18 protein-coding genes are annotated in these 23,920 nt (G+C 32.6%); 9 read left to right on the top strand and 9 right to left on the bottom strand.

The window, feature by feature from the left end:
- Window positions 1-33: 33 nt before the first annotated feature.
- Together ACJJVO_RS11580 and ACJJVO_RS11575 are read right to left on the bottom strand one after the other, a co-directional pair.
- The gene (locus ACJJVO_RS11580) at window positions 34-957 is read right to left on the bottom strand and encodes an EamA family transporter (RefSeq protein WP_405574237.1); all 924 of its coding nucleotides are present in this window, start codon (window positions 955-957) and stop codon (window positions 34-36) included.
- A gap of 88 nt (window positions 958-1,045) precedes the next feature.
- Complete coding sequence (locus tag ACJJVO_RS11575) at window positions 1,046-2,338, bottom strand: aminopeptidase P family protein (protein ID WP_405574235.1); 1,293 nt, start codon at window positions 2,336-2,338, stop codon at window positions 1,046-1,048.
- A gap of 212 nt (window positions 2,339-2,550) precedes the next feature.
- On the opposite strand from ACJJVO_RS11575, the gene ACJJVO_RS11570 reads away from it, so the two are divergent.
- From ACJJVO_RS11570 to ACJJVO_RS11550, 5 genes are all read left to right on the top strand, one after another.
- Complete coding sequence (locus tag ACJJVO_RS11570) at window positions 2,551-5,394, top strand: WD40/YVTN/BNR-like repeat-containing protein (protein WP_405574234.1); 2,844 nt, start codon at window positions 2,551-2,553, stop codon at window positions 5,392-5,394.
- A 111-nt stretch (window positions 5,395-5,505) separates the two neighbouring features.
- Entirely contained in the window at window positions 5,506-6,177 is a 672-nt protein-coding gene (locus tag ACJJVO_RS11565) for a succinate dehydrogenase cytochrome b subunit (RefSeq protein WP_405574232.1), read from the top strand.
- 13 nt (window positions 6,178-6,190) lie between these two features.
- The gene (locus ACJJVO_RS11560; protein WP_405574229.1) at window positions 6,191-8,203 is read left to right on the top strand and encodes a fumarate reductase/succinate dehydrogenase flavoprotein subunit; all 2,013 of its coding nucleotides are present in this window, start codon (window positions 6,191-6,193) and stop codon (window positions 8,201-8,203) included.
- A gap of 10 nt (window positions 8,204-8,213) precedes the next feature.
- Window positions 8,214-8,960, top strand: coding sequence for a succinate dehydrogenase/fumarate reductase iron-sulfur subunit (locus ACJJVO_RS11555; RefSeq protein WP_405574226.1), 747 nt, complete (start codon window positions 8,214-8,216; stop codon window positions 8,958-8,960).
- A 107-nt stretch (window positions 8,961-9,067) separates the two neighbouring features.
- The gene (locus ACJJVO_RS11550; protein ID WP_405574223.1) at window positions 9,068-10,840 is read left to right on the top strand and encodes a MutS-related protein; all 1,773 of its coding nucleotides are present in this window, start codon (window positions 9,068-9,070) and stop codon (window positions 10,838-10,840) included.
- A gap of 34 nt (window positions 10,841-10,874) precedes the next feature.
- Here the strand turns inward: ACJJVO_RS11550 and ACJJVO_RS11545 are convergent, their stop codons facing one another.
- From ACJJVO_RS11545 to rplU, 3 genes are all read right to left on the bottom strand, one after another.
- The gene (locus tag ACJJVO_RS11545; RefSeq protein WP_405574220.1) at window positions 10,875-11,561 is read right to left on the bottom strand and encodes a GldM family protein; all 687 of its coding nucleotides are present in this window, start codon (window positions 11,559-11,561) and stop codon (window positions 10,875-10,877) included.
- Window positions 11,562-11,688: 127 nt separating this feature from the next.
- Window positions 11,689-11,949 (bottom strand): 50S ribosomal protein L27, encoded by a 261-nt coding sequence (gene rpmA, locus ACJJVO_RS11540; protein ID WP_074936881.1) that lies wholly within the window; start codon window positions 11,947-11,949, stop codon window positions 11,689-11,691.
- Window positions 11,950-11,991: 42 nt separating this feature from the next.
- On the bottom strand, window positions 11,992-12,645 hold the full coding sequence (gene rplU, locus ACJJVO_RS11535) for a 50S ribosomal protein L21 (RefSeq protein ID WP_405574217.1): 654 nt from the start codon (window positions 12,643-12,645) through the stop codon (window positions 11,992-11,994).
- Window positions 12,646-12,942: 297 nt separating this feature from the next.
- Between rplU and ACJJVO_RS11530 the strand changes: the two genes are divergently transcribed.
- Window positions 12,943-14,262 (top strand): M16 family metallopeptidase, encoded by a 1,320-nt coding sequence (locus ACJJVO_RS11530; RefSeq protein ID WP_405574215.1) that lies wholly within the window; start codon window positions 12,943-12,945, stop codon window positions 14,260-14,262.
- 19 nt (window positions 14,263-14,281) lie between these two features.
- Complete coding sequence (locus ACJJVO_RS11525) at window positions 14,282-16,360, top strand: M16 family metallopeptidase (protein WP_405574212.1); 2,079 nt, start codon at window positions 14,282-14,284, stop codon at window positions 16,358-16,360.
- 51 nt (window positions 16,361-16,411) lie between these two features.
- Here ACJJVO_RS11525 and ACJJVO_RS11520 read toward each other — a convergent pair whose 3' ends face one another.
- Window positions 16,412-17,290: a DMT family transporter gene (locus ACJJVO_RS11520; protein ID WP_405574209.1), complete on the bottom strand. Its 879-nt coding sequence runs from the start codon at window positions 17,288-17,290 to the stop codon at window positions 16,412-16,414.
- 96 nt (window positions 17,291-17,386) lie between these two features.
- Here ACJJVO_RS11520 and ACJJVO_RS11515 point away from each other — a divergent pair, with 96 nt between their 5' ends.
- Window positions 17,387-17,926 (top strand): cation transporter, encoded by a 540-nt coding sequence (locus ACJJVO_RS11515; RefSeq protein ID WP_405574206.1) that lies wholly within the window; start codon window positions 17,387-17,389, stop codon window positions 17,924-17,926.
- Between the two features lie 57 nt (window positions 17,927-17,983).
- On the opposite strand, the gene ACJJVO_RS11510 is transcribed toward ACJJVO_RS11515, so the two are convergent.
- The 3 genes from ACJJVO_RS11510 to ACJJVO_RS11500 all read right to left on the bottom strand — a co-directional run bounded on the left by ACJJVO_RS11510 (window position 17,984) and on the right by ACJJVO_RS11500 (window position 22,687).
- A complete protein-coding gene (locus ACJJVO_RS11510; RefSeq protein WP_405574204.1) occupies window positions 17,984-18,346 on the bottom strand; it encodes a hypothetical protein in 363 nt (120 codons plus the stop codon).
- Between the two features lie 80 nt (window positions 18,347-18,426).
- A complete protein-coding gene (locus tag ACJJVO_RS11505; protein WP_405574201.1) occupies window positions 18,427-19,782 on the bottom strand; it encodes a DUF5689 domain-containing protein in 1,356 nt (451 codons plus the stop codon).
- Between the two features lie 79 nt (window positions 19,783-19,861).
- On the bottom strand, window positions 19,862-22,687 hold the full coding sequence (locus ACJJVO_RS11500; protein ID WP_405574200.1) for a carboxypeptidase regulatory-like domain-containing protein: 2,826 nt from the start codon (window positions 22,685-22,687) through the stop codon (window positions 19,862-19,864).
- A gap of 137 nt (window positions 22,688-22,824) precedes the next feature.
- Here ACJJVO_RS11500 and ACJJVO_RS11495 point away from each other — a divergent pair, with 137 nt between their 5' ends.
- Window positions 22,825-23,880 (top strand): endonuclease/exonuclease/phosphatase family protein, encoded by a 1,056-nt coding sequence (locus ACJJVO_RS11495; protein WP_405574198.1) that lies wholly within the window; start codon window positions 22,825-22,827, stop codon window positions 23,878-23,880.
- Window positions 23,881-23,920 lie beyond the last annotated feature (40 nt).

The raw sequence follows: 23,920 nt of genomic DNA, 5'->3' as shown, positions 1-23,920 counted from the left end.
TAATAAAACCAGCCTTAGATATTTCTTTTTGATTTAGATGTCTTTATCAAACCTTTTGAAAAGCGTAATCACTTTTTTTGTATTAATAAAATACACGCCTGTAAGTAAAACGACTGCTGCTATTATTGATTGTAAGGAAATGGTTTCGTTTAAAAAATACCATCCTAAAATTAAGGCGACTATAGGGTTTACGTAAGTGGAAGTTGCTACTTTTTCAGGGGAAACCTTGCTTAAAAGGTAATTAAAGGCTGTAAAAGCAATAATGCTTCCAAAAATGATAAGCATTAGCATGGAGTTGATGACTTCAGCATGCCAACTAGAAAAAGGGAGGCGTTCTTCGCCAATAGCAAAACTGGCTATTAATAACATGCCACCTCCAAATAGCATTTGGTAACCTGTATTTACAAAAAAGTTTGAAGGTAAGTCGGCTTTTGAGACAAAAATGCTACTGTAGGCCCAACTTAGCATACAGATGAAAATCATAATCATCCCTGTAATCATGCCTTCTTTTCCAATCATTTCTCGTTGGCTAACTAATAAATAAATTCCGATACAACCTATTATAACACCCAAAATAGACATTGGTTGTATTTTCTTGCCTTCAAATAGGCGTAATAAAATAAGTACAACTAAAGGTTGTGCCGAAATTTCTAAAGCAGCAAAACCGCTATCCACATACTTTAATGCCCAAACGACTAAGCCATTTCCAATGGTTAGGAACAAACCACCAGCAATTATAGTATTTCGAATTTGAGGTCTAGTAATTTTTAAAGAAATTTTTAAAATTTTTGCAATAATAAAAATTAGAATACTTGCTGTAATAAAACGAATTGAAGCGGCATAAAGTGGTGCTATTTGACTAACTAAAATTTTGTTGAGTAAATATGTAGAACCCCAAATGACATAAATTGAGAAAAATGAAAGTAAGATATAAAGGGGTTCTTTAGTTAATTTCATGCCTTGGGAATTAGAATCAATAGTAATTAAAAAAACCTGCAAGCTACATCATAAGCTTGCAAGTTTTTCATTAATTATGTTTTCAAAATTATGAATTCATTATATCCTCAATCTCATCTGCTTCAATAGGGATATTACGCATTAAATTAAAAGGTTCTCCTGCTTCTTGGATAACCACATCGTCTTCTAAACGAATTCCAAAACCTTCATCTGGAATATAAATTCCTGGCTCTACAGTAAATACCATATTGGCTTGCATAGGTTCTGTTAAAATTCCATAATCATGAGTGTCTAATCCCATGTGGTGAGATGTACCATGCATAAAATACTTTTTGTACGCTGGCCAATCTGAGTTTTCATTTTGTACATCGGCTTTGTCTAAAAGACCTAAGCCTAAAAGTTCAGAAGTCATAATTTTACCAACTTCGATATGATATTGTTCCCAGATGGTGCCTGGAACTAACATTTTGGTGGCTTCATTTTTAACTCTATTTACAGCATTATAAACAGCCTTTTGTCTGTCGTTAAATTTACCAGACACAGGAATTGTACGTGTCATATCACTAGAGTAATTTGCGTATTCTGCTCCGGCATCAATTAATATTAAATCGCCAGCTTTACATTGTTGGTTGTTTTCTATATAGTGTAATACGTTTGCATTGTTGCCTGAACCAATAATTGGCGTATAAGAGAAACCTTTAGAGCGGTTGTTTAGAAACTCGTGCATAAATTCAGCTTCCAAGTTGTATTCCCAAACACCAGGCTTGGTAAATTTTAAAACACGTCTGAATCCTTTTTCAGTAATATCACAAGCTTTTTGAATTAAGTCTAGCTCAATTTGATCTTTTACAGAACGTAAACGCTGTAAAATAGGATTGCTTTTAGCTACACTATGTGCAGGATATTTCTCTTTTAACCATTTTGTAAAACGGTCTTCGCGTGTTTCGGTTTCTACATTCGCTCTGTAATGTTCATTAGTGTTAATGTATACTGTGTCGCATTGTGTCATTAATTCAAATAGCACTTTTTCTAGGTCTTGCAACCAATACACGGTTTTGATTCCTGAAGTTTCAAATGCTTTTTCTTTAGTCAGTTTTTCACCTTCCCAAACAGCAATATGTTCGTTGGTTTCTTTTAAGAATAAAATTTCACGATGTTTTTCTTTAGGGCAATCTGGAAATAACACTAAAATACTTTCTTCTTGGTCCACACCACTTAAATAAAAAATATCTCTGTGTTGCTCAAAAGGCATGGTGCTATCTGCACTAATTGGGTAAATATCGTTAGAATTAAAAACAGCTAAACTATTTGGCTTCATTTGAGAAGCAAAGTTTTTACGGTTTTTTATAAAAAGTTTAGAATCGATTAAATCGTATTTCATGAGAGTAAAATTTTATATTTTATCACACTGAGTGCAGTCGAAATGAATTCTATGTATGAGTGTGAAAAGTTGTGATTTCAGTTCAATATCAAAAGTAGTGAAACTAATACTGCAAGCAAAAGTCAGAGACTAGAATCTGTTAAAATTTAAGAGACTTTTATGACGGTTAGTTATGAAATGCGTAATTTGATGGCATTAAAAATCCAACCACTATGTTTAAATCAAAATTCCTCGCATTTACAATTTTTCTAAGTTCATTTTTAGTCTTTTCTCAGCAACCAGCAACTTCGGCAGAAACGATTAAAGAAGCATTGGTACAAAAACAGAAAATGAAGGCATCTTCTTTAGTTAAAAATGTACCTTTTAAAAATATTGGCCCAACAGTAATGAGTGGTCGTGTGGTAGATGTAGATGTTAATCCTGAAATGCCATCAGAGTTTTATGTTGGTTACGCGTCTGGAGGTGTTTGGCACACTACAAATAATGGTACAACGTTTACGCCGATTTTAGATAGTTCAGATACACAAAACGTTGGTGATATTGCCGTTGATTGGAAAAATAGAACCATTTGGGTTGGTACAGGTGAAAATAATAGTTCACGATCAAGTTATTCTGGTATTGGTATTTTAAAGTCTAGTGACAATGGTAAAACTTGGGAGCACGTTGGTTTAGAGGATTCTCATCATATAGGTCGCATTCTTATAAATCCTAAAAATCCGGATGAAGTTGTCATCGGAGTAACTGGTCATTTGTATTCACCAAACAACGAGCGTGGCATTTACAAAACTACAGATGGAGGAAAAACATGGAATAAAACCTTATTTGTTGATAATATGAGCGGTATTATTGATGTGCAATATGTGCCAAATAATTTCAAAATTATGTTTGCTTCTTCTTGGACTAGAGATAGAAAAGCATGGAATTTTACTGGCAACGGAAATAATTCAGCCATATATAAAAGTACAAATGGAGGTGATACTTGGGAGAAGGTATCTACCAAAAAAAGTGGATTTCCAACGGGAGAAGGTGTTGGTAGAATAGGTGTTGCTATTTATGATGAAAACACTATTTATGCTTTACATGATAGTCAGTTTCATAGAAAAGCAACCTCAAAAAAAAGTGAATCTTCCGGCTTAACAAAAGCCGATTTTAAAACCATGAGTGTTGACGCTTTTATGAAGCTCGAAGACAAAAAGCTTAATGCATACCTTAAAACTAATGGATTTCAAGAGAAATATAGAGCAACTAATGTGAAGCAACTGGTAAGTAGTGGAACCGTAAAACCCATTGATTTGGCTCATTACTTAGAAGATGCTAATGCTTTGTTGTTTGATACACCTGTAATTGGTGCTGAGGTGTATAAGAGCACAGATGGTGGTAAAACGTGGAAAAAAACGCATGACGATTATATAGATGGATTATATTACAGTTACGGATATTATTTTGGAGAAATAAGAGTGGATCCACAAGATAAAAATGGAATTTATATTATGGGAGTTCCTATTTTAAAATCTAAAGATGCTGGCACAACATTCACTTCAATTAGTCGTGAAAATGTACATGCAGATCATCAAGCGCTTTGGGTAAATCCGAGAAAACAAGGTCATTTAATAAATGGAAATGATGGTGGACTAAATATGAGTTACGATGATGGTGAAAGTTGGGTTAAGTTGAATTCGCCATCTGTGGGTCAGTTTTATGCCATTAATGTCGATAACGAAAAACCATATAATGTATATGGTGGTCTTCAGGATAATGGAGTTTGGTTTGGCGCCAATAACGCAGTGGAAGATAAAAGCTGGCATCAAAATGGTCAATATCCTTGGGAAAGCATAATGGGAGGTGATGGTATGCAAATTCAGATTGATAGTAGAGATGCTAATATTGTATATACAGGTTATCAGTTTGGAAATTATTACAGAATTAACCGTGAGACGGAGGAGTTTAAATACATTCAGCCTAAACATACATTAGGTGAAACACCATACCGTTTTAATTGGCAAACGCCGATTCTATTGTCACCACATAATCAAGATATTTTGTACTTGGGAGGTAATAAATTAATGCGTTCTATGAATAAAGGCGATGATTTTACAGCCATAAGTTTAGATTTAACAAGAGGAGGTAAAAAAGGAAATGTGGCTTATGGCACTTTAACTTCTATTAGTGAAAGTCCTTTTCAATTTGGATTAATTTATACAGGAAGTGATGATGGTGTAGTAAGTGTAACTAAAAATGCAGGAGGAAGTTGGGCGACGATTTCAAATACTCTACCAAAAGATTTATGGGTAAGCAGAGTTATTGCTTCAAAACATAAAAAAGAGCGTGTTTACGCCACTTTAAATGGTTATCGTTGGGATGACTTTAAAGCTTATGTTTATATGAGTGACGATTATGGGCAAACTTGGAAAGATATTAGTAACAATATTCCAACTTCACCAGTTAATGTGATAAGAGAAGATCCTTTAAAAGAAAACCTTTTGTATCTAGGAACTGATAATGGTGCTTATGTAACTTTTAATATGGGCAAATCTTGGGAAGCGTTTTCAAATGGATTACCAAACGTTGCGGTACATGATATGGTTATTCAGCCAGAAGCTAAAGATTTATTAATAGGAACTCATGGTCGAAGTATTTATAAAACAAATATTGAAGCACTTCAAACGATAAATGTTGACAAGGTTACAGATGATATCACATTTTTAGATCTAGAGTCAGTTAAATTTTCTGGTCGTTGGGGAAGTTCGTGGAGTCCTTGGTCTGACGCTTTTGAGCCAGAAATAACGATTCAATTCTTTAGTAATTCTTCAGGGAACAAAACCTTAAAAGTTTTATCAGAAAAAGGAACAGAATTATATAGTATCTCTACCAAGGTAGAAAAAGGCTTTAACTACGTGGATTATAAATTAGAGATTACTGAAAAAGGAAAAAAGGCTTTGAAGAAAGAGGATTCTAATATAGATTTTAAAGAAACAGGAAATAAAAAGAACTATTTACCTAAAGGTTTGTATAAAGTTCAAATTGGTGATAATAGTAAGGTGCTAGAAATTAAGTAATTATTTCCTCTAGATTAAAACCATTCTAAATAGATTAATTATCAATGATCGTAGTTGGCTAAAAGCCATTTGCGCTGTATCTTTGTTAGACTAAAATAAACTAGATTTACAATGAGCGGAATTCTAAATTCGTCGATTGGAAGAAAGTTTGCCATGGCACTTTCGGCACTCTTCCTTATGATTTTTGTACTACAACATTTTGTTATCAACCTTTTTTCAGTTTTAAGTCCAGATACTTTTAATGAAATATCTCATTTTATGGGAACGTTTTGGGTGGTTCAATATGTTATTCAACCTATTTTAATTATTGGTGTTATTTTTCACTTTGTAATGGGTTTTGTATTAGAAATCAAAAACAAAAAAGCAAACGGTGTTAAGTATGCTAAAAATAATGGTGCTGCAAATTCTACATGGATGAGCAGAAACATGATTTGGAGTGGTGGCTTTATCCTTGTATTTTTAATTATTCACTTTATTGATTTTTGGATTCCAGAAATTAATACAAAGTATATTATTGGTGATATGTCTGGGTTGCACAATGGTGAGTTCAGATATTTTCATGAATTACAAGAAAAGTTTGTACCGCTTTGGAGAGTGGCGCTATACATTGTAGGTTTTGTGTTTTTAGCACTTCACTTACTACATGGTTTTGATTCTGCATTTCAATCTACAGGTGCAAATAACAAATACACAAAAGGATTACAGGGATTCGGAAAAGCTTATGCGATTTTAGTTCCATTAGGATTTATTTTCATCGCGTTATTCCATCACTTTACTCACTAAAAAAATATCTAATATGGCTTTAGATTCAAAAGTACCAAAGGGTCCAATTAAAGATAAATGGACTGATTATAAAAATAAAATTGATTTAGTAAATCCGGCCAACAAACGTAACATTGATGTTATTGTTGTTGGTACAGGTCTTGCTGGAGGTTCTGCTGCTGCAACTTTAGCAGAATTAGGTTATAATGTAAAAGCATTTGCTTATCAAGATTCACCTCGTAGAGCACACTCAATTGCTGCTCAAGGTGGTATTAATGCAGCAAAAAATTATCAAGGTGATGGTGATTCTACTTACAGGTTGTTCTACGATACTGTAAAAGGTGGAGATTATCGCTCACGTGAAGCAAACGTTTATCGTTTGGCTGAGGTGTCTTCTAATATTATTGACCAATGTGTGGCGCAAGGTGTTCCTTTTGCACGTGATTATGGTGGATTGTTAGATAACCGTTCGTTTGGTGGTGTTTTAGTTTCTAGAACATTCTATGCTAAAGGTCAAACAGGGCAACAATTATTATTAGGAGCTTATTCTGCAATGAATAGACAAATTGCTCGTGGTAAAATTGAGATGTTTAACCGTCACGAAATGCTAGACGTTGTTATTGTAGACGGAAAAGCAAGAGGTATTATTGCTCGTAATTTAATTACTGGTGAAATAGAAAGACATTCAGCTCATGCTGTTGTAATTGGTTCTGGTGGATACGGAAATGTATATTTCTTATCAACAAACGCTATGGGTTCTAATGCAACTGCAGCTTGGAAAATACATAAAAAAGGAGCGTATTTCGCAAATCCTTGTTATACACAAATTCACCCAACATGTATTCCGCGTTCGGGAGATTACCAATCGAAATTGACTTTAATGTCAGAATCATTACGTAATGATGGTCGTATTTGGGTTCCTAAAAACATGGAAGATGTATTGGCAATTAGAGAAGGTCGTAAAAAACCAACTGAATTAACTGAAGATGAACGCGATTATTACTTAGAAAGAAGATACCCAGCATTTGGTAACTTAGTACCTCGTGATGTAGCATCGAGAGCAGCAAAAGAACGTTGTGATGCTGGTTATGGTGTAAATGCTACTGGTGAAGCAGTTTATTTAGATTTTGCTTCTGCTTTTGAACGTTATGGAAAAGAGCAAGCCAAAATTCATAATTTAGATAATCCTACTAAAGAAAAAATAATTGAATTAGGTCAAGCTATCGTAAAAGAAAAATACGGTAACTTATTTCAAATGTATGAGAAGATTATAGATCAAAATCCATACGAAACACCAATGATGATTTACCCAGCAGTACATTACACAATGGGTGGTGTTTGGGTCGATTATAACTTAATGACTACAATTCCTGGGTGTTATTGTATTGGTGAAGCTAATTTCTCTGATCACGGTGCAAACAGACTTGGTGCTTCGGCATTAATGCAAGGTTTAGCAGATGGTTATTTTGTATTGCCTTATACAATTGGTGATTATTTATCTGATGATATTAGAACTGGGGAAATTCCAACGGATACAAAAGAATTTGAAGACGCAGAAAAAGAAGTTACTGATAGAATTAATTTCTTTGTAAACAATAAAGGCACAAAATCTGTTGATTATTTTCATAAGAAATTAGGAAAAGTAATGTGGGATAAGGCAGGAATGTCTAGAAACGCACAAGGCTTAACAGAAGCTATGGCTGAAATTAAAGCGATTAGAGAAGAATTTTGGAAAGAAGTTTCTGTACCAGGAACTGCAGATGAAATGAATACTGAGCTTGAAAAGGCTGGTCGTGTAGCGGATTTCTTAGAATTAGGAGAATTATTTGCTATGGATGCTTTAGAAAGAGCAGAATCTTGTGGTGGGCACTTTAGAGAAGAATCTGCAGAATTAGATGGTCCACAAAAAGGAGAAGCAAAACGTAATGATAAAGATTTTGCATTTGTATCTGCTTGGGAATATAAAGGCGAACCTGCTGATGCAGTTTTACATAAAGAACAATTAGAATTTAAAGATATTGAACTAAAACAACGTTCATACAAATAAGAAAGACGATATGAATTTAACACTTAAAATTTGGAGACAAAAAGACTCAAAAGCTAAGGGTCAAATGGTCGATTACAAAGTAACTGAGATTTCAGAACATATGTCTTTCTTAGAAATGATGGATGTTTTGAATGAACAATTAGTGAATTCTGGCGAAGAACCTATAGCTTTTGATCATGATTGTCGTGAAGGAATTTGCGGAATGTGCTCTATGTACATTAATGGTGAAGCGCATGGACCAGATAGAGGCATTACAACATGTCAGTTACACATGCGTATGTTTAATGATGGTGATACTATTACTATTGAACCATTTAGAGCGGCAGCATTTCCTGTAATTAAAGATTTAGTAGTAGATAGAATGGCTTTTGAGCGTATTCAACAAGCAGGTGGTTACATTTCTGTAAATACATCTGGTAATACACAAGATGCTAATAATATTCCTATTTCTAAACATGCAGCTGATGAAGCTATGGATGCAGCAACTTGTATTGGTTGTGGTGCTTGTGTAGCAACTTGTAAAAACTCTTCTGCAATGTTATTTGTAGGTGCAAAGGTATCTCAGTATGCTTTATTACCACAAGGACAAGTAGAGGCTGCAGATCGTGTACAAAACATGGTGGCTCAAATGGATCTAGAAGGATTTGGTAACTGTACTAATACAGGAGCTTGTGAAGTAGAATGTCCGAAAGGCATTTCTTTAGAGAATATTGCACGTATGAATCGTGAGTATTTATCTGCGACTTTAAAAGGTTAATAGATACAACATTCCATAACGGAATACGTTAAATGATATATAAATCCCAAGCATAATTATGACTTGGGATTTTTACTTTTCTTATATTTCGATTCTAATAAAGCATCATGCAAAACCCAAATACATTTTATAAAGAGCAATTAGATATCAACCAAATTGCGTCTAAGCGAATTTTTAAACAATTAAGTTTGTTTAGTATACTTAGACTTTCAATTTTTATTCTTACCGGAATTGGCATCTATTTTACATATCAAAATTGGCAGATAGCTGCTGGTATTGGTGTATTTGGTGCGGCAAGTTTTCTTTTTTTATTATCAAGATATACTGATTTAAAATCTAAAAGAAATCTTCATAAACGATTGATTGCAATAAATGAAGAGGAATTAAAAATTGAAAAAGGCGACTTTTATGATAGATTAGATGGAGAAAAGTTTCAAAACCCGAAGCATTTTTTTAGTCTAGATATAGATTTATTTGGAAAGGGATCTTTTTTTCAGTTTATAAACAGAACAGCGATTATAGAAGGTACGGAAAAACTCACTGAAAATCTGCTTTCTAATGATATAACAAATATTGAAACACGACAACAAGCCATAAAGGAATTAGCTGCATTACCTAAATGGAGACAAAATTATTCAGCCGTTGCACAAGGTGTAGAAATTGAACATTCTGCAAATTCAATAATAACTTGGTTAAAGGAATATCAACCATTTTTAGGTAAATTACAGTATGCTCTAACCTTAGGTTTTAGTATAGCATCTTTTGTGCTTTTAGGTTTGGGAATTGCTGAAATTATTCCGATTTCCATCGCTGGTTATTGGTTGTTACTAGGGTTGGGAATCATAGGTGTTTATTTGAAGAAAATTAATATCCTTGCCCAAAATACAGAGAGAGCTAAAGACACCTTTAGACAATATGCTTTATTGCTTAACGCTATTGAATCAACAGCGTTTACTTCGGAATTATTGAAGTCTAAACAAAAATTAATAGAGTCAGATGGATTAAAAGCTTCAGAAATATTTTCAAAATTCTCTAAAACGCTGGATGCTTTGGATAATAGAAATAATCTCATCTCTGCAATTTTTGGAAATGGTTATTTACTTGTAGATATAAGAAGTAGTTATAATGTAGAACAATGGATTAGGCAATATGGAGATAAAGTTGAAGATTGGTTTGAAGTCGTTACTTTCTTTGATGCTTTTAACAGTTTTGGTAACTATGCTTTTAATCATCAGGATTTTACGTATCCAATTTTAACTGATGAACCTGTTACTATTTTAGCTCAAGGTTTAGGTCATCCTTTATTAAACCCTGAAAAGCGAGTTGATAGTGATTTAAAACTTGAAGAAGAACAATTCTTTATCGTTACTGGTGCAAATATGGCTGGAAAAAGTACCTTTTTAAGAACCGTTGCGCTTCATATTGTAATGGCTAATGTTGGTTTGCCAATTTGTGCTAAGCACAGTAAATACAAGCCAATTAAGCTCATTACTAGTATGCGAACAACAGATTCGTTAACAGATGATAGTTCGTACTTCTTTAGCGAGCTTACACGATTAAAATTTGTCGTAGATACTATTGAAAAAGATAAAAACTATTTCGTAATTCTAGATGAAATACTAAAAGGCACCAACAGCACAGATAAAGCGATTGGCTCGCGTAAGTTTGTTGAAAAACTCGTAAAACAACATGCTACAGGAATTATTGCTACACACGATTTAAGTCTCACAGAAATTGAAACCGAACTTGAAGCCGTAAAGAACTATTACTTTGATGCAGAAATTATAAATGATGAACTCTTTTTTGATTATAAACTAAAGCAAGGGGTTTGCCAGAATATGAATGCGAGTTTTCTATTGAAGAAGATGGAGATTATTTAATGAATTATCGTAGAATAGATTAGTCTTGTAGATATTATAATTCTTCTGTTATTCTAATTTGAATTATCGGAGTTTTACAAATCCTAATTGAACTGAAATTTGAATTATTTACTTTAGGATTAATATCAAAAATTACAATAAGGTCATCAATTTTTAAATTATCAATTAGATTATTTATTGTTTTAGGAATTGTATTTCCTTCAACCTGTATGGTATCAATATTAGGTAATTTTAGTTTAAAGCTTTTAACGCTTAAATCTAGATTGAATACAAAATTATCGCCATTTAAGCCTATTTCGCTGTGTTTTAGTTCTTCTTTAGAAAATAGTAATTGGCATTTCGAATTGCTACATTGAATATTATTTACTGTACCTTCAATACGACCAATATCTCTTATTCTCAATGTCTTTTTTTCAGTAAAAGCACTGCCATCTTTGAGTGTAGCTTTAATTAAGATATCAACGGTTTTTCCAGAACCTGGAGATAATACATAATTTCCGACGTTATCAATCTTTTTGAGTCCAGGAGCACTTGCTTCAAAAGATAATGAATGTGGTATTCCGATATAAATAGGGTTAGAAATGCCTCTGTAAACTACATTTATGTTTTTGAGTTCTACTACAGAATGAACATCTTGAATGTTAAAGTTCTCTGATTCTGTAATATTTTTAGCAGATTTACATCCAAAAAATACTATTAATATTAAAACAAGGCTTTTCATTCTAAATGACTAATGGGTTTATTAGATAACCAAAAGATAAGTAAGATTAGTATAAATACTATTTTAAAATAAAAAACCCTCTCTATAAATAGAAAGGGTTTTTACAATTTGTTAAGAAATGAATTTATTAAGCTTCAAAAGCTTCAATAGAAACGTAAGACTTATTGTCTTTTTTCTTAGTAAATTTTACAAGGCCATCAACTTTAGCGTGTAAAGTATGATCTTTTCCTTGATAAACGTTTTCACCTGGATGGTGCGTGTTACCACGTTGTCTTATGATAATGTTTCCAGCAATAGCAGCTTGTCCACCAAATATCTTAACGCCTAAACGTTTTGATTCTGATTCTCTACCATTCTTCGAACTACCAACTCCTTTTTTATGAGCCATGATCTTAAGGTTTTATATTGTTATACTTAAGTGATTTAGCAATTATGCTTTACCACCATCTAATTCGTCTTGCCATTTTTTAAGCTCGTCCCACTTACCATCAGCAGCTAATTGTGCTTGTGCTGGCCAAGTATCAGTAACATGGTTACCACGAACATCTGCAATGATTTCAGAAATTGCTTCTGGTGTAGCTTTAGCTAAATCAGAAAAAGTAGTGATACCAGCTTCTACTAAAGTAGATGCAATTTTAGGACCAATACCTTCAACTTTCTTTAAATCATCAGCACCACCTGTAGCTTTTTTAGCTTTAGGAGCAGCAGCTTTCGCTTCTACTTTTGGTTCGGCTTTTTTAGTTTCTTTCTTCGGTGCAGCTTTCTTTGCTCCAGAAGTTGTAATACCTTCAATTAAGATTTCAGTTAAAGATTGTCTGTGTCCATTTTTTACACGGTAACCTTTACGTCTTTTCTTTTTAAATACTATTACTTTATCACCTTTAAGGTGACTTAAGACTTTTGCACTTACTTGTGCTCCATCTATAGCTGGGGCGCCTACAGTAATATTGTTACCATCTCCAATTAAAAGAACGTTGTCGAAATCTACTTTCTTACCTTCTTCTGTTGCTAAACGGTGAACAAAAACTCTTTGGTCTTTTGCAACTTTAAATTGCTGCCCTGCTATCTCTACAATTGCGTACATAGCGTAACGTTTTTATTAATTTGTTTATTAAATAAATTGCTATCTTCTCAGAAAGCGGATGCAAATATACTCCTAATTTCTTAATGCACAAACGTTTTAAGGGTTTTCAAGCGGTTTTGCTTAAAAAATTATGGATTTAGTTTTTAGAGCTGAACTCACCAACCATATTCTTCAGAGTTTTTACATTTTATTATGTTAAAAAGATAAATCATTGTTTATTTTTGTAAGACTTCATGTAACAAATTGCATTTAGTATAGACAAACCTTTAAAACATTTTAATTTTAAACAAAACTACAATGAAAAACTATTTACTGGCTTTGGCTTCTTTGTTGTTTATAAGCCACCAGGCTATAGCGCAAAAAGTTGAATTTGAAGAATTTGATTTAGATAACGGATTGCACGTTATTATGCACCAAGATAATACAGCTCCAGTTGTTATTACATCTGTTATGTATGATGTAGGTGGAAAAGATGGAGACAGACAACGTACAGGTTTCGCACACTTTTTTGAGCATTTATTATTTGAAGGTTCTGAGAATATTGGTCGTGGAGAATTTATGAAAATTATTCCTGCAAATGGAGGTACTTTTAATGCTAACACATCACAAGATAGAACCTATTACTACGAAATCTTCCCTTCTAATAAATTAGAGTTAGGTTTATGGTTAGAGTCTGAGCGTATGTTACATCCGGTTATAGACCAAATTGGTGTAGATACACAAAACGAGGTTGTTAAAGAGGAAAAACGCCAAAGTATGGATAACCAACCTTATGGAGGTTTGTTAAAAGCTATTGGAGAAAACTTATTTAACGTACACCCTTATAAAGATCAAAATATTGGTTTAATGGAGCATTTAGATGCTGCTACTTTAGCAGAGTTTAATGCATTTTTCGATAAATACTATGTACCAAACAATGCGGTATTAGTCATTGCAGGAGATATAGATTATACTAAAACGAAGTCAATGGTTAAGGATTACTTCAGTGCTGTTAAAAAAGGACCAGAAGTAGTGCGCGATTTCCCAAAAGAAACTCCAATTACCGAAACTAAAAAAGCAATTGCTTACGACAAGAATATTCAAATACCTGCAATTATTGCAGCTTACAGATTACCTGGTCAATCAACCAGAGAGGCTTACGTATTGGATATGATTTCTACTTATTTAAGTGGAGGGAAAAGTTCTGTACTTTACAAAAAATTAATTGACGAGAAAAAAGAAGCATTAACTGTACAAGCGGTTAACTTAGGACAAGTAGACTACAACATTTTTGCATTATTTGCTTTGCCATTAGGTGACGTGAGTTTAGATGTTTTATTAGCAGATATGGATGAGGAAATCGTTAAAATGCAAAATGAATTAATAAGTGAACGTGATTATCAAAAACTTTTAAATCAGTTTGAGAATGATTTTGTAAGCTCTAATTCTAGTGTAGCAGGTATTGCAAGTTCTTTAGCAACATACTACTTATTATATGGAGATGTAAATATCATTAACAATCAGTTAGAAACTTACAGATCTATTACAAGAGAAGAAATTCAGGCAGTGGCTAAAAAATATTTAAGCCCTAACCAACGTGTAGAAGTACAATATCTACCAAAAAAAGAAGATCAATAATATGAAAACAGTATTTAATATGAACACTAAAATAGTAGCGTTTTTCGCATTATTTATAATGACTATTAGTGCAGGTGCACAAATAGATAGATCTAAACAGCCTGCTGCAGGTCCAGAACCAGAAATATCAATTGACAAACCTCAAGAGTTTGAGTTGAAAAATGGTTTAAAAGTGCTTGTAGTTGAAAACCATAAGTTACCAAGAGTTTCTTATTCTTTAAGAATAGATAACAAGCCAATTTCTACTGGAAAAAAGGCTGGTGTTGAAAGCTTATTAGGAAGCATGTTGGGGAATGGAACAACAACAATTTCTAAAGACAAATTTAACGAGGAAGTAGATTTCTTAGGAGCTAATTTAAATTTTGGTTTTAGTGGAGGTTTTGCAAGTTCACTTACAAAGTATTCTGACAGAATATTACAATTATTAGCTGATGCAGCTATTAATCCTTTGTTAACAGAAGAGGAATTTGAAAAAGAGAAAACAAAACTTATTGAAGGTTTAAAGTCAGATGAGAAAAATGCAGATGCCATTTCTGGTAGAGTAGGTTCTGCATTATCTTATGGTACAAAGCACCCTTATGGAGAGTTTGTAACAGAAGAAACTATTAATAATGTGTCTTTTGGCGATGCAGTAGCATTTTATGAGACTTATTTTAATCCTAACAATGCTTATTTAGTAGTTATTGGAGATGTTGATTTTAAAGATGTTAAGAAACAAGTTAAAAAATATTTTAACGATTGGACCAAGTCAGTAGATGTGAATTCTGCAGTGCCTCAGCCAAATGCTAATGTGCAATACACTCAAATTAATTTTGTAGACGTACCAGATGCAACGCAGTCTAATCTGTCTATTACAAATAATGTTAAATTAAAGATGAATGATCCTGACTATCATGCGGCTTTAATTACTAACAACATCTTAGGTGGTGGAGGCGAAGGGTATTTATTTAAAAACTTAAGAGAGGACAAAGCTTATACCTATGGTGCATATTCTAGTTTAGGTGCAAATAGATATGGTGCATCTCGTTTTAATGCTACGGCTAAGGTTAGAAACGAAGTGACAGATAGTGCTGTTGTAGAAGCTTTAAAAGAAATTAATAGAATTAGAACAGAGCCAGTAGATGCGCAACTTTTAAAAGATGCCAAAGCTAAATATGTTGGTAATTTTGTAATGGCTTTAGAGCGTCCACAAACGATTGCTAATTATGCATTAAATATAAAGTTGAATGATTTACCTGAAGATTTTTATACTACGTATTTGCAAAAAATAAATGATGTATCTGTTGAAGATATTATGAGAGTGGCAAACAAATATTTTCAAGCAGATAATTTAAGAATTATCGTTGTAGGTAATGGAGCAGATGTTATAGAGAATTTAGAAAAAACAGGAATCCCTATAAAATATTACGATAAGTTTGCTAATGCTGTTGAGAAGCCAGTATTTTCTAAACCATTGCCAGCTGGTTTAACAGGTGATGCAGTAGTTAAAAATTATATCACTGCAATTGGTGGAGAAGCAAACTTGAATAAAGTAAATACGATATTAGTAAATTCTGATGTCACTATTCAAGGAGCACCATTTAAGCCTAAAGCAACTGTGAAGCAAATGGCTCCTAACAAGTCTTTTATGGAGATTGTTGTAGAAGGTATGGGTACTGTGATGAAGCAGAATTTTAATGGAGAAAGTGGTTTTATAGAGCAGCAAGGTCAAAAAGCACCAATGGATGAAAAAACATTAGCGACAAAGAAATCTGAAAAAGGATTGTTTCCAGAATTATATATGGATGCATCTAACTTAGCTTTAGAAAGCTTAATGACTATTGATGGAGCTGACGTTTATAAGGTAAAAGTTACTAAGGAAGAGACTGTATCTTACAGATTTTACGATGTTAAAACAGGATATTTGCTAAGAACAGAAGAAACTGCTGAGATGCAAGGGATGTCAATGACAACGGTTATTGATTATTCTAACTATAAAGAAGCTAATGGTGTGATGTTACCAAATACCATGAAGGTTGCTACAGGACCTCAGGTTTTATCTTTTGAAACTACAGAAGTTAAAATTAACGAAGGTGTTACTGATGCAGATTTTAACTAATCATTGTTAATTATAGTATATTAAAAACCGAAGTGAAAGCTTCGGTTTTTTTTATGCTTTATGTTTATGTGAAAGATATACACCAATCAAAACAAGCAATGCTGCCAAGCCTTGTATAAAGCTAAAAGCTTCACCATCTAATATTCCCCAGCCTAATGCAATAATTGGCATAATATACGTCACAGAAGATGCAAATACAGGTGTTGATAGTTGTACTAGTTTAAAAAATAGAACTTTCGCTATTGCAGTGCCAAAAACGGCTAGAATAGTAATATACATCAATGCTTTTGGTAAAGCAGGATTATCAAATGTTTTTAGTGTAAAAAAATCACTAAATATTAATACTATCAATGCAGGAATAATTATAAATGCATAATTACCAGCCGCTATTGACAGTGGTTTTACATCTTGTAAATGCCGTTTGATTATATTAACATTAGCAGCATACATTACTGTAGATGCAATTATAAAACTGGCATATAAATAATTCTGATTTGGATTTAATTCAGCACCTTTTAGTATTAAAATTGCTGTGCCTGTAAATCCAATAATAACACCTAATATTTGGCGCTTTGTTGATGTAATTTTAAATATAGCAAAACCCAATAAGATAGTACTTAATGGCACAAGTGAGTTTAAAATAGAGGTAACAGCGCTATCAATTTCAGTTTCTGCAATAGCAAAAAAGAACGCAGGAATAAAAGAACCTAAAAGTCCAGATAATAAAAGCCATTTCCATTTAGATTTCGGAATTGCTTTGAGTTTATTAAAACCAAAAGCTAATAATATAATACCAGTAATGATAGTTCTTAAAGCACCTAGTTGATACGGAGTAAGCCCTAAAAGTGATTTTTTGATTAAAATAAATGAACTTCCCCAAATGAGAGAGAGAATTAAAAGATAAACCCACTTAATATTTAGATTTTTCATTCGAAATAGCTATAAATAAATCACAAAATTCGTTAATTGTATCGCAAGAAACGGCAATATTTATTAGATTTATGCAAAATTTAATAGTTTAAATCTATGAATACATTAAGAACATTGAGTCTAGTTGCAATTATGGCGTTGGTTTTTACATCTTGTAAAAATGAAACAGCCCCAGAAGTTAAAACGGTAGATATAGAAGTAAGCAATAAAGATGTTGCTCAAACTTTAGATCCTAATGCTACTTACGCTAAAGTGGAATTTGGAATAGATGGAATGACCTGCGCTATGGGTTGTGCAAAAACCATTGAAAAGAAAATGGCAAAAATGGAAGGTGTGAAATCTGCAAAAGTAGATTTTGATAAGCGTTTAGCTATGGTAGAATATGATGAAGCTAAAGTTACACCTAAATCTTTAGAAGAGGCGGTTGGTAAAGTTTCAGACACCTATAAGGTTAAAGATATGCATGCCGTTGATACTTTTGAAGGTGAGACTAAAGCGTGTAAGGCAGATTGTAAAGAAGCATGTTGTGCTGGTAAAACGGACGCTGAAAAGAAAGCTTGTAAAGCAGACTGTAAAAAAGATGGTAAAAAAGTGTGTTGTGCAGATAAAACTAAAGCAGAAAAGAAAACTGAATAAATTCAGTTAAAATTTATACATTTAAAAGTAACGCTACCCGAAAGGGTGGCGTTTTTTTTATTGTACCTGTAGAAGTATAAAAGCTATAGTAAAGCATCCTATTGGTATAAGCCATAATAATGATATTGAAGTGTCAATACGCTTATATTTTGCGTTAAGGATTGTTCTTTTCTTGCCATTATAGCGCATCCAGTTTTTAGATATGATGAAGAGTGCAATTAATGTAAATAACACCCAAAATTTTGATGAAGACATTACAGACATTTTCATCTGACTCGCAAAAGCCATAAAAAAAGCACCTAGAGCAAGTGCAATAGAAACTTCTAAAGCACTAATGTATACTAACGCAATAGTAATGCTTTTTTTGCCAAAGACTTTTTTGTAGTGGTTGAATATGGTGATGTAATAATTGTCTAACATTTATTGGCTAAGTATTAATAAAAACAAAAACCTGCAATAAGCAGGTTTCTGTTTTAACAAAGGATAAAACCTTAATTATATTATTGAGCAATAACTTTTACATTATCTATTTCGTATGTAGCAGATGTTGAACTTGTACATGTGTATTTAAATCCAATAAATAGATTACCACCAGCTGCTGCAGAAACATCAATTTCTCCAGAATCTGTCCAGTTCCAACTACCTGTAGATAGTGTTGCAGATAATTGCGTCCAAGTTCCGTCAGTGTTTGGGTCTCCTCCAGAATAATCAGTAGACATATATATTTCCATTACATTACCTGAATAATTCATTGCTGTTTGAAAAGTTAAAACTCCACCACTAACATTAGACATATCTATAGCTGGTGTAATTAACCAATCTTCATTTGCAGTTGTAGAACCACTAGCAAATCCAGACATTGCAGCACATTTTCCTGGATTTCCATAGGTATTAGGTGACCATACTTGAGCTCCTGTTACGCTGTAATTTGTCCATGTTAAAAAATCAGTTTCAAATGCCTCAACAAATAATGGATCGCAACGCACACCATCCATAACAACATCGTCAGTTGTATTTAGTTGTAAAACTAAATCGTATCCATCGTAAGTTTTGTTTATGATTCCAGAAATAGAACCTTTACCATCTGTTGGAAGTGTAATATCTTTAAAATTTGCAAATGTACTAGACTCCATAACAAAAGTAGAAGATTCACTACAGCTTTCAATTGGTCTAGAAGAATCATAGTCATCAGTAGGATCTACATAAGGTAAACCAGCTAAACCTACAGGAAACTGAACGTCAATAAGTTTTACGTACATCCCAAGATATGATTCTGTAATTTCAGATAAATTTAATTCTACAGGAGTTAAGGTTTCAGTAACAGATGATCTAAAAAGGTGATCAGGGATTTGATTAGCTGTCATAGCAAGAACATCATTATCAAAATCATCAATCTTTCCTCCAATAGTAATAACATCATCACCAGTATTAGTTTCACCTACAACTAAACCAGGCAAGTAAATATATACTTCTCTACCTTGATTAAATTGATTATACGTATCTGCTTGGTTTAATACAACTTTAAGAGTTGCTGTTGGATTGGTTGGGTCATCTTGAATAAAGAATTCTTTATAGAAATTACCTGTTTCATCACTAGATGATACATATCCTTTTACCATAATTTCAGATTCTATAGTAATGGCTTCGTATTGTACCGCTAACGCTCTTACCTCTGTAATGGTCTTCATTTGTATTTCATCTTCTTCACCATTATCTACTCTACTTAAAAGTTCATTTAATTGTTCGTTTTCTTCATCTCCAATACTATTTGGAACAGTATAATCATCATCTTGTACACAAGATGTAATGGTAACTGATACCATTAAAATCATTAAAAATTTAATTGTTCTTTTCATAACTTTTTTATTTATAATTTTTGAATTCATGAAAGTTGCACTTTTCATAATTGTAATATATTAATTTTTCTTTTCTTTTTTAAAATCTTACATAAACATTTAAAAAGTAGTTGACACCACGACCATACCAATATTTAGATCCAAAGACTCTTTTAGTATTACTAACATCATCTCTTAAAGCTCTATAATCAGCTCTTCTACCTTGCTCATAACCTCCTGTTTTGTATTCTTTATCTAAAAGGTTACCTACACTTGCAAAGAAACCAACATATTTGTCACCTATTCTCCAAGATTTACCACCTACTAAATTTACTACCATGTAGCTATCAAACTTTTCTTGTTTTAATAAACCTTCTGCAACGTCTGGGTCGTAGTCATTGTATGGTAAACCATCAGCATCTGTGTAAAAATCTTCAGATCTTGATAACGGACTTACGTCAATGTAAGCATTGTCGAAGAAGTTAGCCGTTGCACCAAACCACCAATAATTAGGATCTCTATATTCAAAACCAATAGAATATGCTGTTTGTGGACCTCCAGCTACTTTATAATTTTCTAGGTTAGAAGTACTAACTAGTCCTGAGGTGTTTACAGTTGTAGTTAAACCGCTATTTGCGTCAGTTTCAGTAGTTGTAAAATCATCTGATGTTGAAGTTACGTATAAATCTGGGTTATTGCTATATGTATATTGACCAACTGAAGCGGCACCTTTTAATTTAATTGTTGGTGTAACTTGTGCTTCTATACCTAATTCTCCTCCAAAGTGCTCTTTATCTACTCCAGATAAAACTTCTTGAATAAAACCAGTTGTACTACCTTGTGTAAAGAAGAAAGAAATCTCGTTGGCATCTTCAATTGTAGTATAGAAACCAGTTAATTTTGCACTTACTATTGGTGATCTAAAAATATAACTAGCATCAAAAGATGTTATTGTTTCTTCCGTAATATTGATATTTGGATTGTTTACTCCATTGATTTTACCAACATAATCATGACTTTCTCTTGAGTTCGTGTATGTGTTTCTAATAGAAGGTGCTTTAGTTATATAGCCACCATTAAAACTCAATAAATGTTTTCCAGTAATTTTATAAGTCAATCCTGCTTTTGCTCCAATACCAGTAAACTCTAATTTGTCACCTTTGCCATATGAGTTATCTAATTCTACTCCATTATCAAATGAAATTTGGTTTTCATTTTTATATAAACCTTCTCTTTGATAATCTGTTTTTGTAACATTACCTGCTAAGTGAAAATCTATTTTGTTATATTTAAACTGCGCTTGTGCAAAACCAGAAATTTCATTAGCATAAATATTATAATTATATCTAAACTTATCTCCTTCAAAAGCAACACGATCTGGATTATTTAAATCAAATTGATTTTGATTAAATGAATCAATATTAGATGCTCCTGTTGTGCTTCCTAGTAAATCTATTATTTCTGCGAAGTTTTCAGAATCTAATTTTTTATAATTAATCCCTCCGTTTAAAATAATGTTTTCATTAAGCTCTGTGGTAAATACAGAATTTAAAGTTAGTTGTTTATCATCATTTCTGTCTTCATACAATACATAAGCAGCATTTGCTCCAGAAATATTGTTTGTTAAGTTGGCATCAATAATTCTATTCCAATTAACTTGACCATCGTTGATGAATTCTTGTTCAGCTTCGTATGCACCTTCTAAGTCACCATCTTCTAAAAAATAACTTGGTAAATTTTGATAATATGCAGGACTTGGGTTTGTACCACCAGCGTAATCTAATCTACTGTTTCCTATTTTACCAAATTGGTAACCAATACTTGTATTTAAACTTGTTCTAGAAGAAATATCCCAATAATGATTTAACATAAAAATTGGTTCTTCAACTTCTTTAATACGAGAGTTACGTTGTTCTCCGTCTAAATCACCCCAAAATTCATTGTATTTAATGCCTTTAAGATCATATACTTCTTGCGTGTTAGCAGAAGATTTTCCTCTTCTATTTGGAGTATATACTGAAGTAAAGTTAAGACTATGTTTTTCGTTAATTTTCTTTTCTATAGTAGCAAAGAATGAATTAGAATCGTATAAAGTAGCATCTTGATAACCTTCATCACCCCAACGTCTTCCAATCATAAAGGCAAAAGACCAACCTCCGTCTAATAAACCAGAAGCATAACTACCCATAGCACGGTTAGTGTAACTACGATTAGAAGATGAATAAGTTATACGACCACCTTTTCTATAACTAGAAGCTCTTGTAATAATGTTAGAGGTTCCTAAAATACCGCCAAAATTGTAATCAGAAGCACCTAGCCCAGTAGATAATACTTGGTTACGCATCATATCATTTAAGCCTCCCCAATTACTCCATTGTGGTCTCCCATTATACATTTTGTTCATCTCAATACCGTTCATTAATACAGAACCATTATCTGAGTCTAAACCTCTCACTCTGAAGAATGAAGAACTAAATTCGAAAGCTGCTGTTCTTTGAAAAATATCTAAAGACGAAGACAATAATCCAGAAATATTATCCGAACCACTTGTATCATCACTAAGTTCATCATCAGAAAGTGTGATGGTAAATAAATCTTCTGCTCCTGTAATATCAATATCTAAAGTCATGTCTGTAATATTAACAGTTTGACCTTCGTTTACAATTATAGGATAACGTTTAGTTTGGTAACCAGCTTTTGATATTTTTAACACTTGCTCTCCTAAAGGCACATTGCTGGAAAAGATAAATTCTCCTAAACCATTAGTTAGAGTTGATTGTTGTGTTTCTTCAATTGTAATAGTTACATCAGGAATTGGTTCTGAAGATACAGCATCTTTTACACTACCTTTAACAACAGTGCTTTGAGCCATCATCGTAAAAGAAGAAAAAATTCCAAATAATAAAATAATTAAACTTTTTTTCATACCTAATTTTAAAGTTAATAGTCTTTGTACATTAAATAAAAGTTATTTAAGGCTCGCAAATTTACATTATTTATAATAAATATATACTTTTGGCTCAAGATTTGTAAAGTAATTAATGTTAACATAACATATACTAAATGAAAAATTTAAAACTCACTTTAACAGTAATGCTTCTTTGTGCTTTTGTAAGTTTAAGTGCACAAGAAAAGAAAAAGTATAAAATTCATACCGTTGCCTTTTACAATTTAGAAAATTTATTTGACACTATCAACGATACTACCAAGTTTGATGAGGCAAGTCCTATAATGGAGTTGAATCAAGCATTGAGAGCAAAGGCTTATGTCAAAAAGATTCAAAATATGGCAAAGGTAGTTGCTGATATTGGTTATGAAGATACAAAAAACACACCTGCAATTATTGGTGTTTCAGAGGTTGAAAATAGACAAGTATTAGTTGATTTGGTTAATGACCCTCAGTTATTGGACAAAGATTATGGCATTATCCATTTTGATTCTCCGGATAAAAGAGGAATTGATGTTGCTTTATTATATCAAAAATCTCTTTTTAGACCTATTGAAGCGAGTTCACACGAGTTGCTTATTTATGATGACTCAACTAGAGAGCGTGTATATACAAGAGATCAGTTATTAGTTAGTGGTGAATTAGAAGGAGATTTAATTCATGTAATTGTTAATCACTGGCCATCGCGAAGTGGAGGTGAAGCACGAAGCAGATTTAAGCGTGTTGCTGCCGGAACCTTAAATAAACGTATTATTGATTCTTTGCAATCTATAGATCCTTATGCTAAAATTTTAACTATGGGTGATTTTAATGATAACCCAACAAATGATAGTATGAAAAAGGAAATAAAGGCAGAGGGAGATAAAGAAAAAGTTAAATTAAAAGGTATTTATAATCCTTATGAAGATTTATTTAAGAAAAAAGGTTTAGGAACAACAGGTTATAGAGATGCTTGGAGTTTATTTGATATGATTTTAATGAGTCAACCATTTTTAGAGAAAGATTATTCGTCATTTCGCTTTTATAAAGCGGGTATTTTTAATAAATCGTATTTAACTAATAAAGAAGGGCGTTATAAAGGATACCCTTTAAGAATGAGTAATGCTGGGCTTTCGGGTGGTTATAGCGATCACTTCCCTGCATATATTTATTTAATTAAAGAAGTGAACTAAGTTATAAAGATAGATCAATAAATTTCTGTTTTATTAATAC

Origin of the sequence: Winogradskyella sp. Asnod2-B02-A (genome assembly GCF_045063645.1) — a bacterium.
Taxonomy (GTDB): domain Bacteria; phylum Bacteroidota; class Bacteroidia; order Flavobacteriales; family Flavobacteriaceae; genus Winogradskyella.
This window is presented reverse-complemented; position numbering and strand designations above follow the sequence as displayed.

What these genes read in the sequence shown, in the direction of transcription:
- ACJJVO_RS11570 (WP_405574234.1), top strand. Translation starts at nt 2,551, where the DNA reads ATGTTTAAATCAAAATTCCTCGCATTTACAATTTTTCTAAGTTCATTT.
- ACJJVO_RS11580 (WP_405574237.1), bottom strand. Translation starts at nt 957, where the DNA reads ATGAAATTAACTAAAGAACCCCTTTATATCTTACTTTCATTTTTCTCA.
- ACJJVO_RS11510 (WP_405574204.1), bottom strand. Translation starts at nt 18,346, where the DNA reads ATGTTAGACAATTATTACATCACCATATTCAACCACTACAAAAAAGTC.
- ACJJVO_RS11545 (WP_405574220.1), bottom strand. Translation starts at nt 11,561, where the DNA reads ATGAAAAGCCTTGTTTTAATATTAATAGTATTTTTTGGATGTAAATCT.
- ACJJVO_RS11530 (WP_405574215.1), top strand. Translation starts at nt 12,943, where the DNA reads ATGAAAAACTATTTACTGGCTTTGGCTTCTTTGTTGTTTATAAGCCAC.
- ACJJVO_RS11525 (WP_405574212.1), top strand. Translation starts at nt 14,282, where the DNA reads ATGAACACTAAAATAGTAGCGTTTTTCGCATTATTTATAATGACTATT.
- ACJJVO_RS11565 (WP_405574232.1), top strand. Translation starts at nt 5,506, where the DNA reads ATGAGCGGAATTCTAAATTCGTCGATTGGAAGAAAGTTTGCCATGGCA.
- rpmA (WP_074936881.1), bottom strand. Translation starts at nt 11,949, where the DNA reads ATGGCTCATAAAAAAGGAGTTGGTAGTTCGAAGAATGGTAGAGAATCA.
- ACJJVO_RS11515 (WP_405574206.1), top strand. Translation starts at nt 17,387, where the DNA reads ATGAATACATTAAGAACATTGAGTCTAGTTGCAATTATGGCGTTGGTT.
- ACJJVO_RS11495 (WP_405574198.1), top strand. Translation starts at nt 22,825, where the DNA reads ATGAAAAATTTAAAACTCACTTTAACAGTAATGCTTCTTTGTGCTTTT.
- ACJJVO_RS11550 (WP_405574223.1), top strand. Translation starts at nt 9,068, where the DNA reads ATGCAAAACCCAAATACATTTTATAAAGAGCAATTAGATATCAACCAA.
- ACJJVO_RS11575 (WP_405574235.1), bottom strand. Translation starts at nt 2,338, where the DNA reads ATGAAATACGATTTAATCGATTCTAAACTTTTTATAAAAAACCGTAAA.
- ACJJVO_RS11560 (WP_405574229.1), top strand. Translation starts at nt 6,191, where the DNA reads ATGGCTTTAGATTCAAAAGTACCAAAGGGTCCAATTAAAGATAAATGG.
- ACJJVO_RS11520 (WP_405574209.1), bottom strand. Translation starts at nt 17,290, where the DNA reads ATGAAAAATCTAAATATTAAGTGGGTTTATCTTTTAATTCTCTCTCTC.
- rplU (WP_405574217.1), bottom strand. Translation starts at nt 12,645, where the DNA reads ATGTACGCAATTGTAGAGATAGCAGGGCAGCAATTTAAAGTTGCAAAA.
- ACJJVO_RS11555 (WP_405574226.1), top strand. Translation starts at nt 8,214, where the DNA reads ATGAATTTAACACTTAAAATTTGGAGACAAAAAGACTCAAAAGCTAAG.
- ACJJVO_RS11505 (WP_405574201.1), bottom strand. Translation starts at nt 19,782, where the DNA reads ATGAAAAGAACAATTAAATTTTTAATGATTTTAATGGTATCAGTTACC.
- ACJJVO_RS11500 (WP_405574200.1), bottom strand. Translation starts at nt 22,687, where the DNA reads ATGAAAAAAAGTTTAATTATTTTATTATTTGGAATTTTTTCTTCTTTT.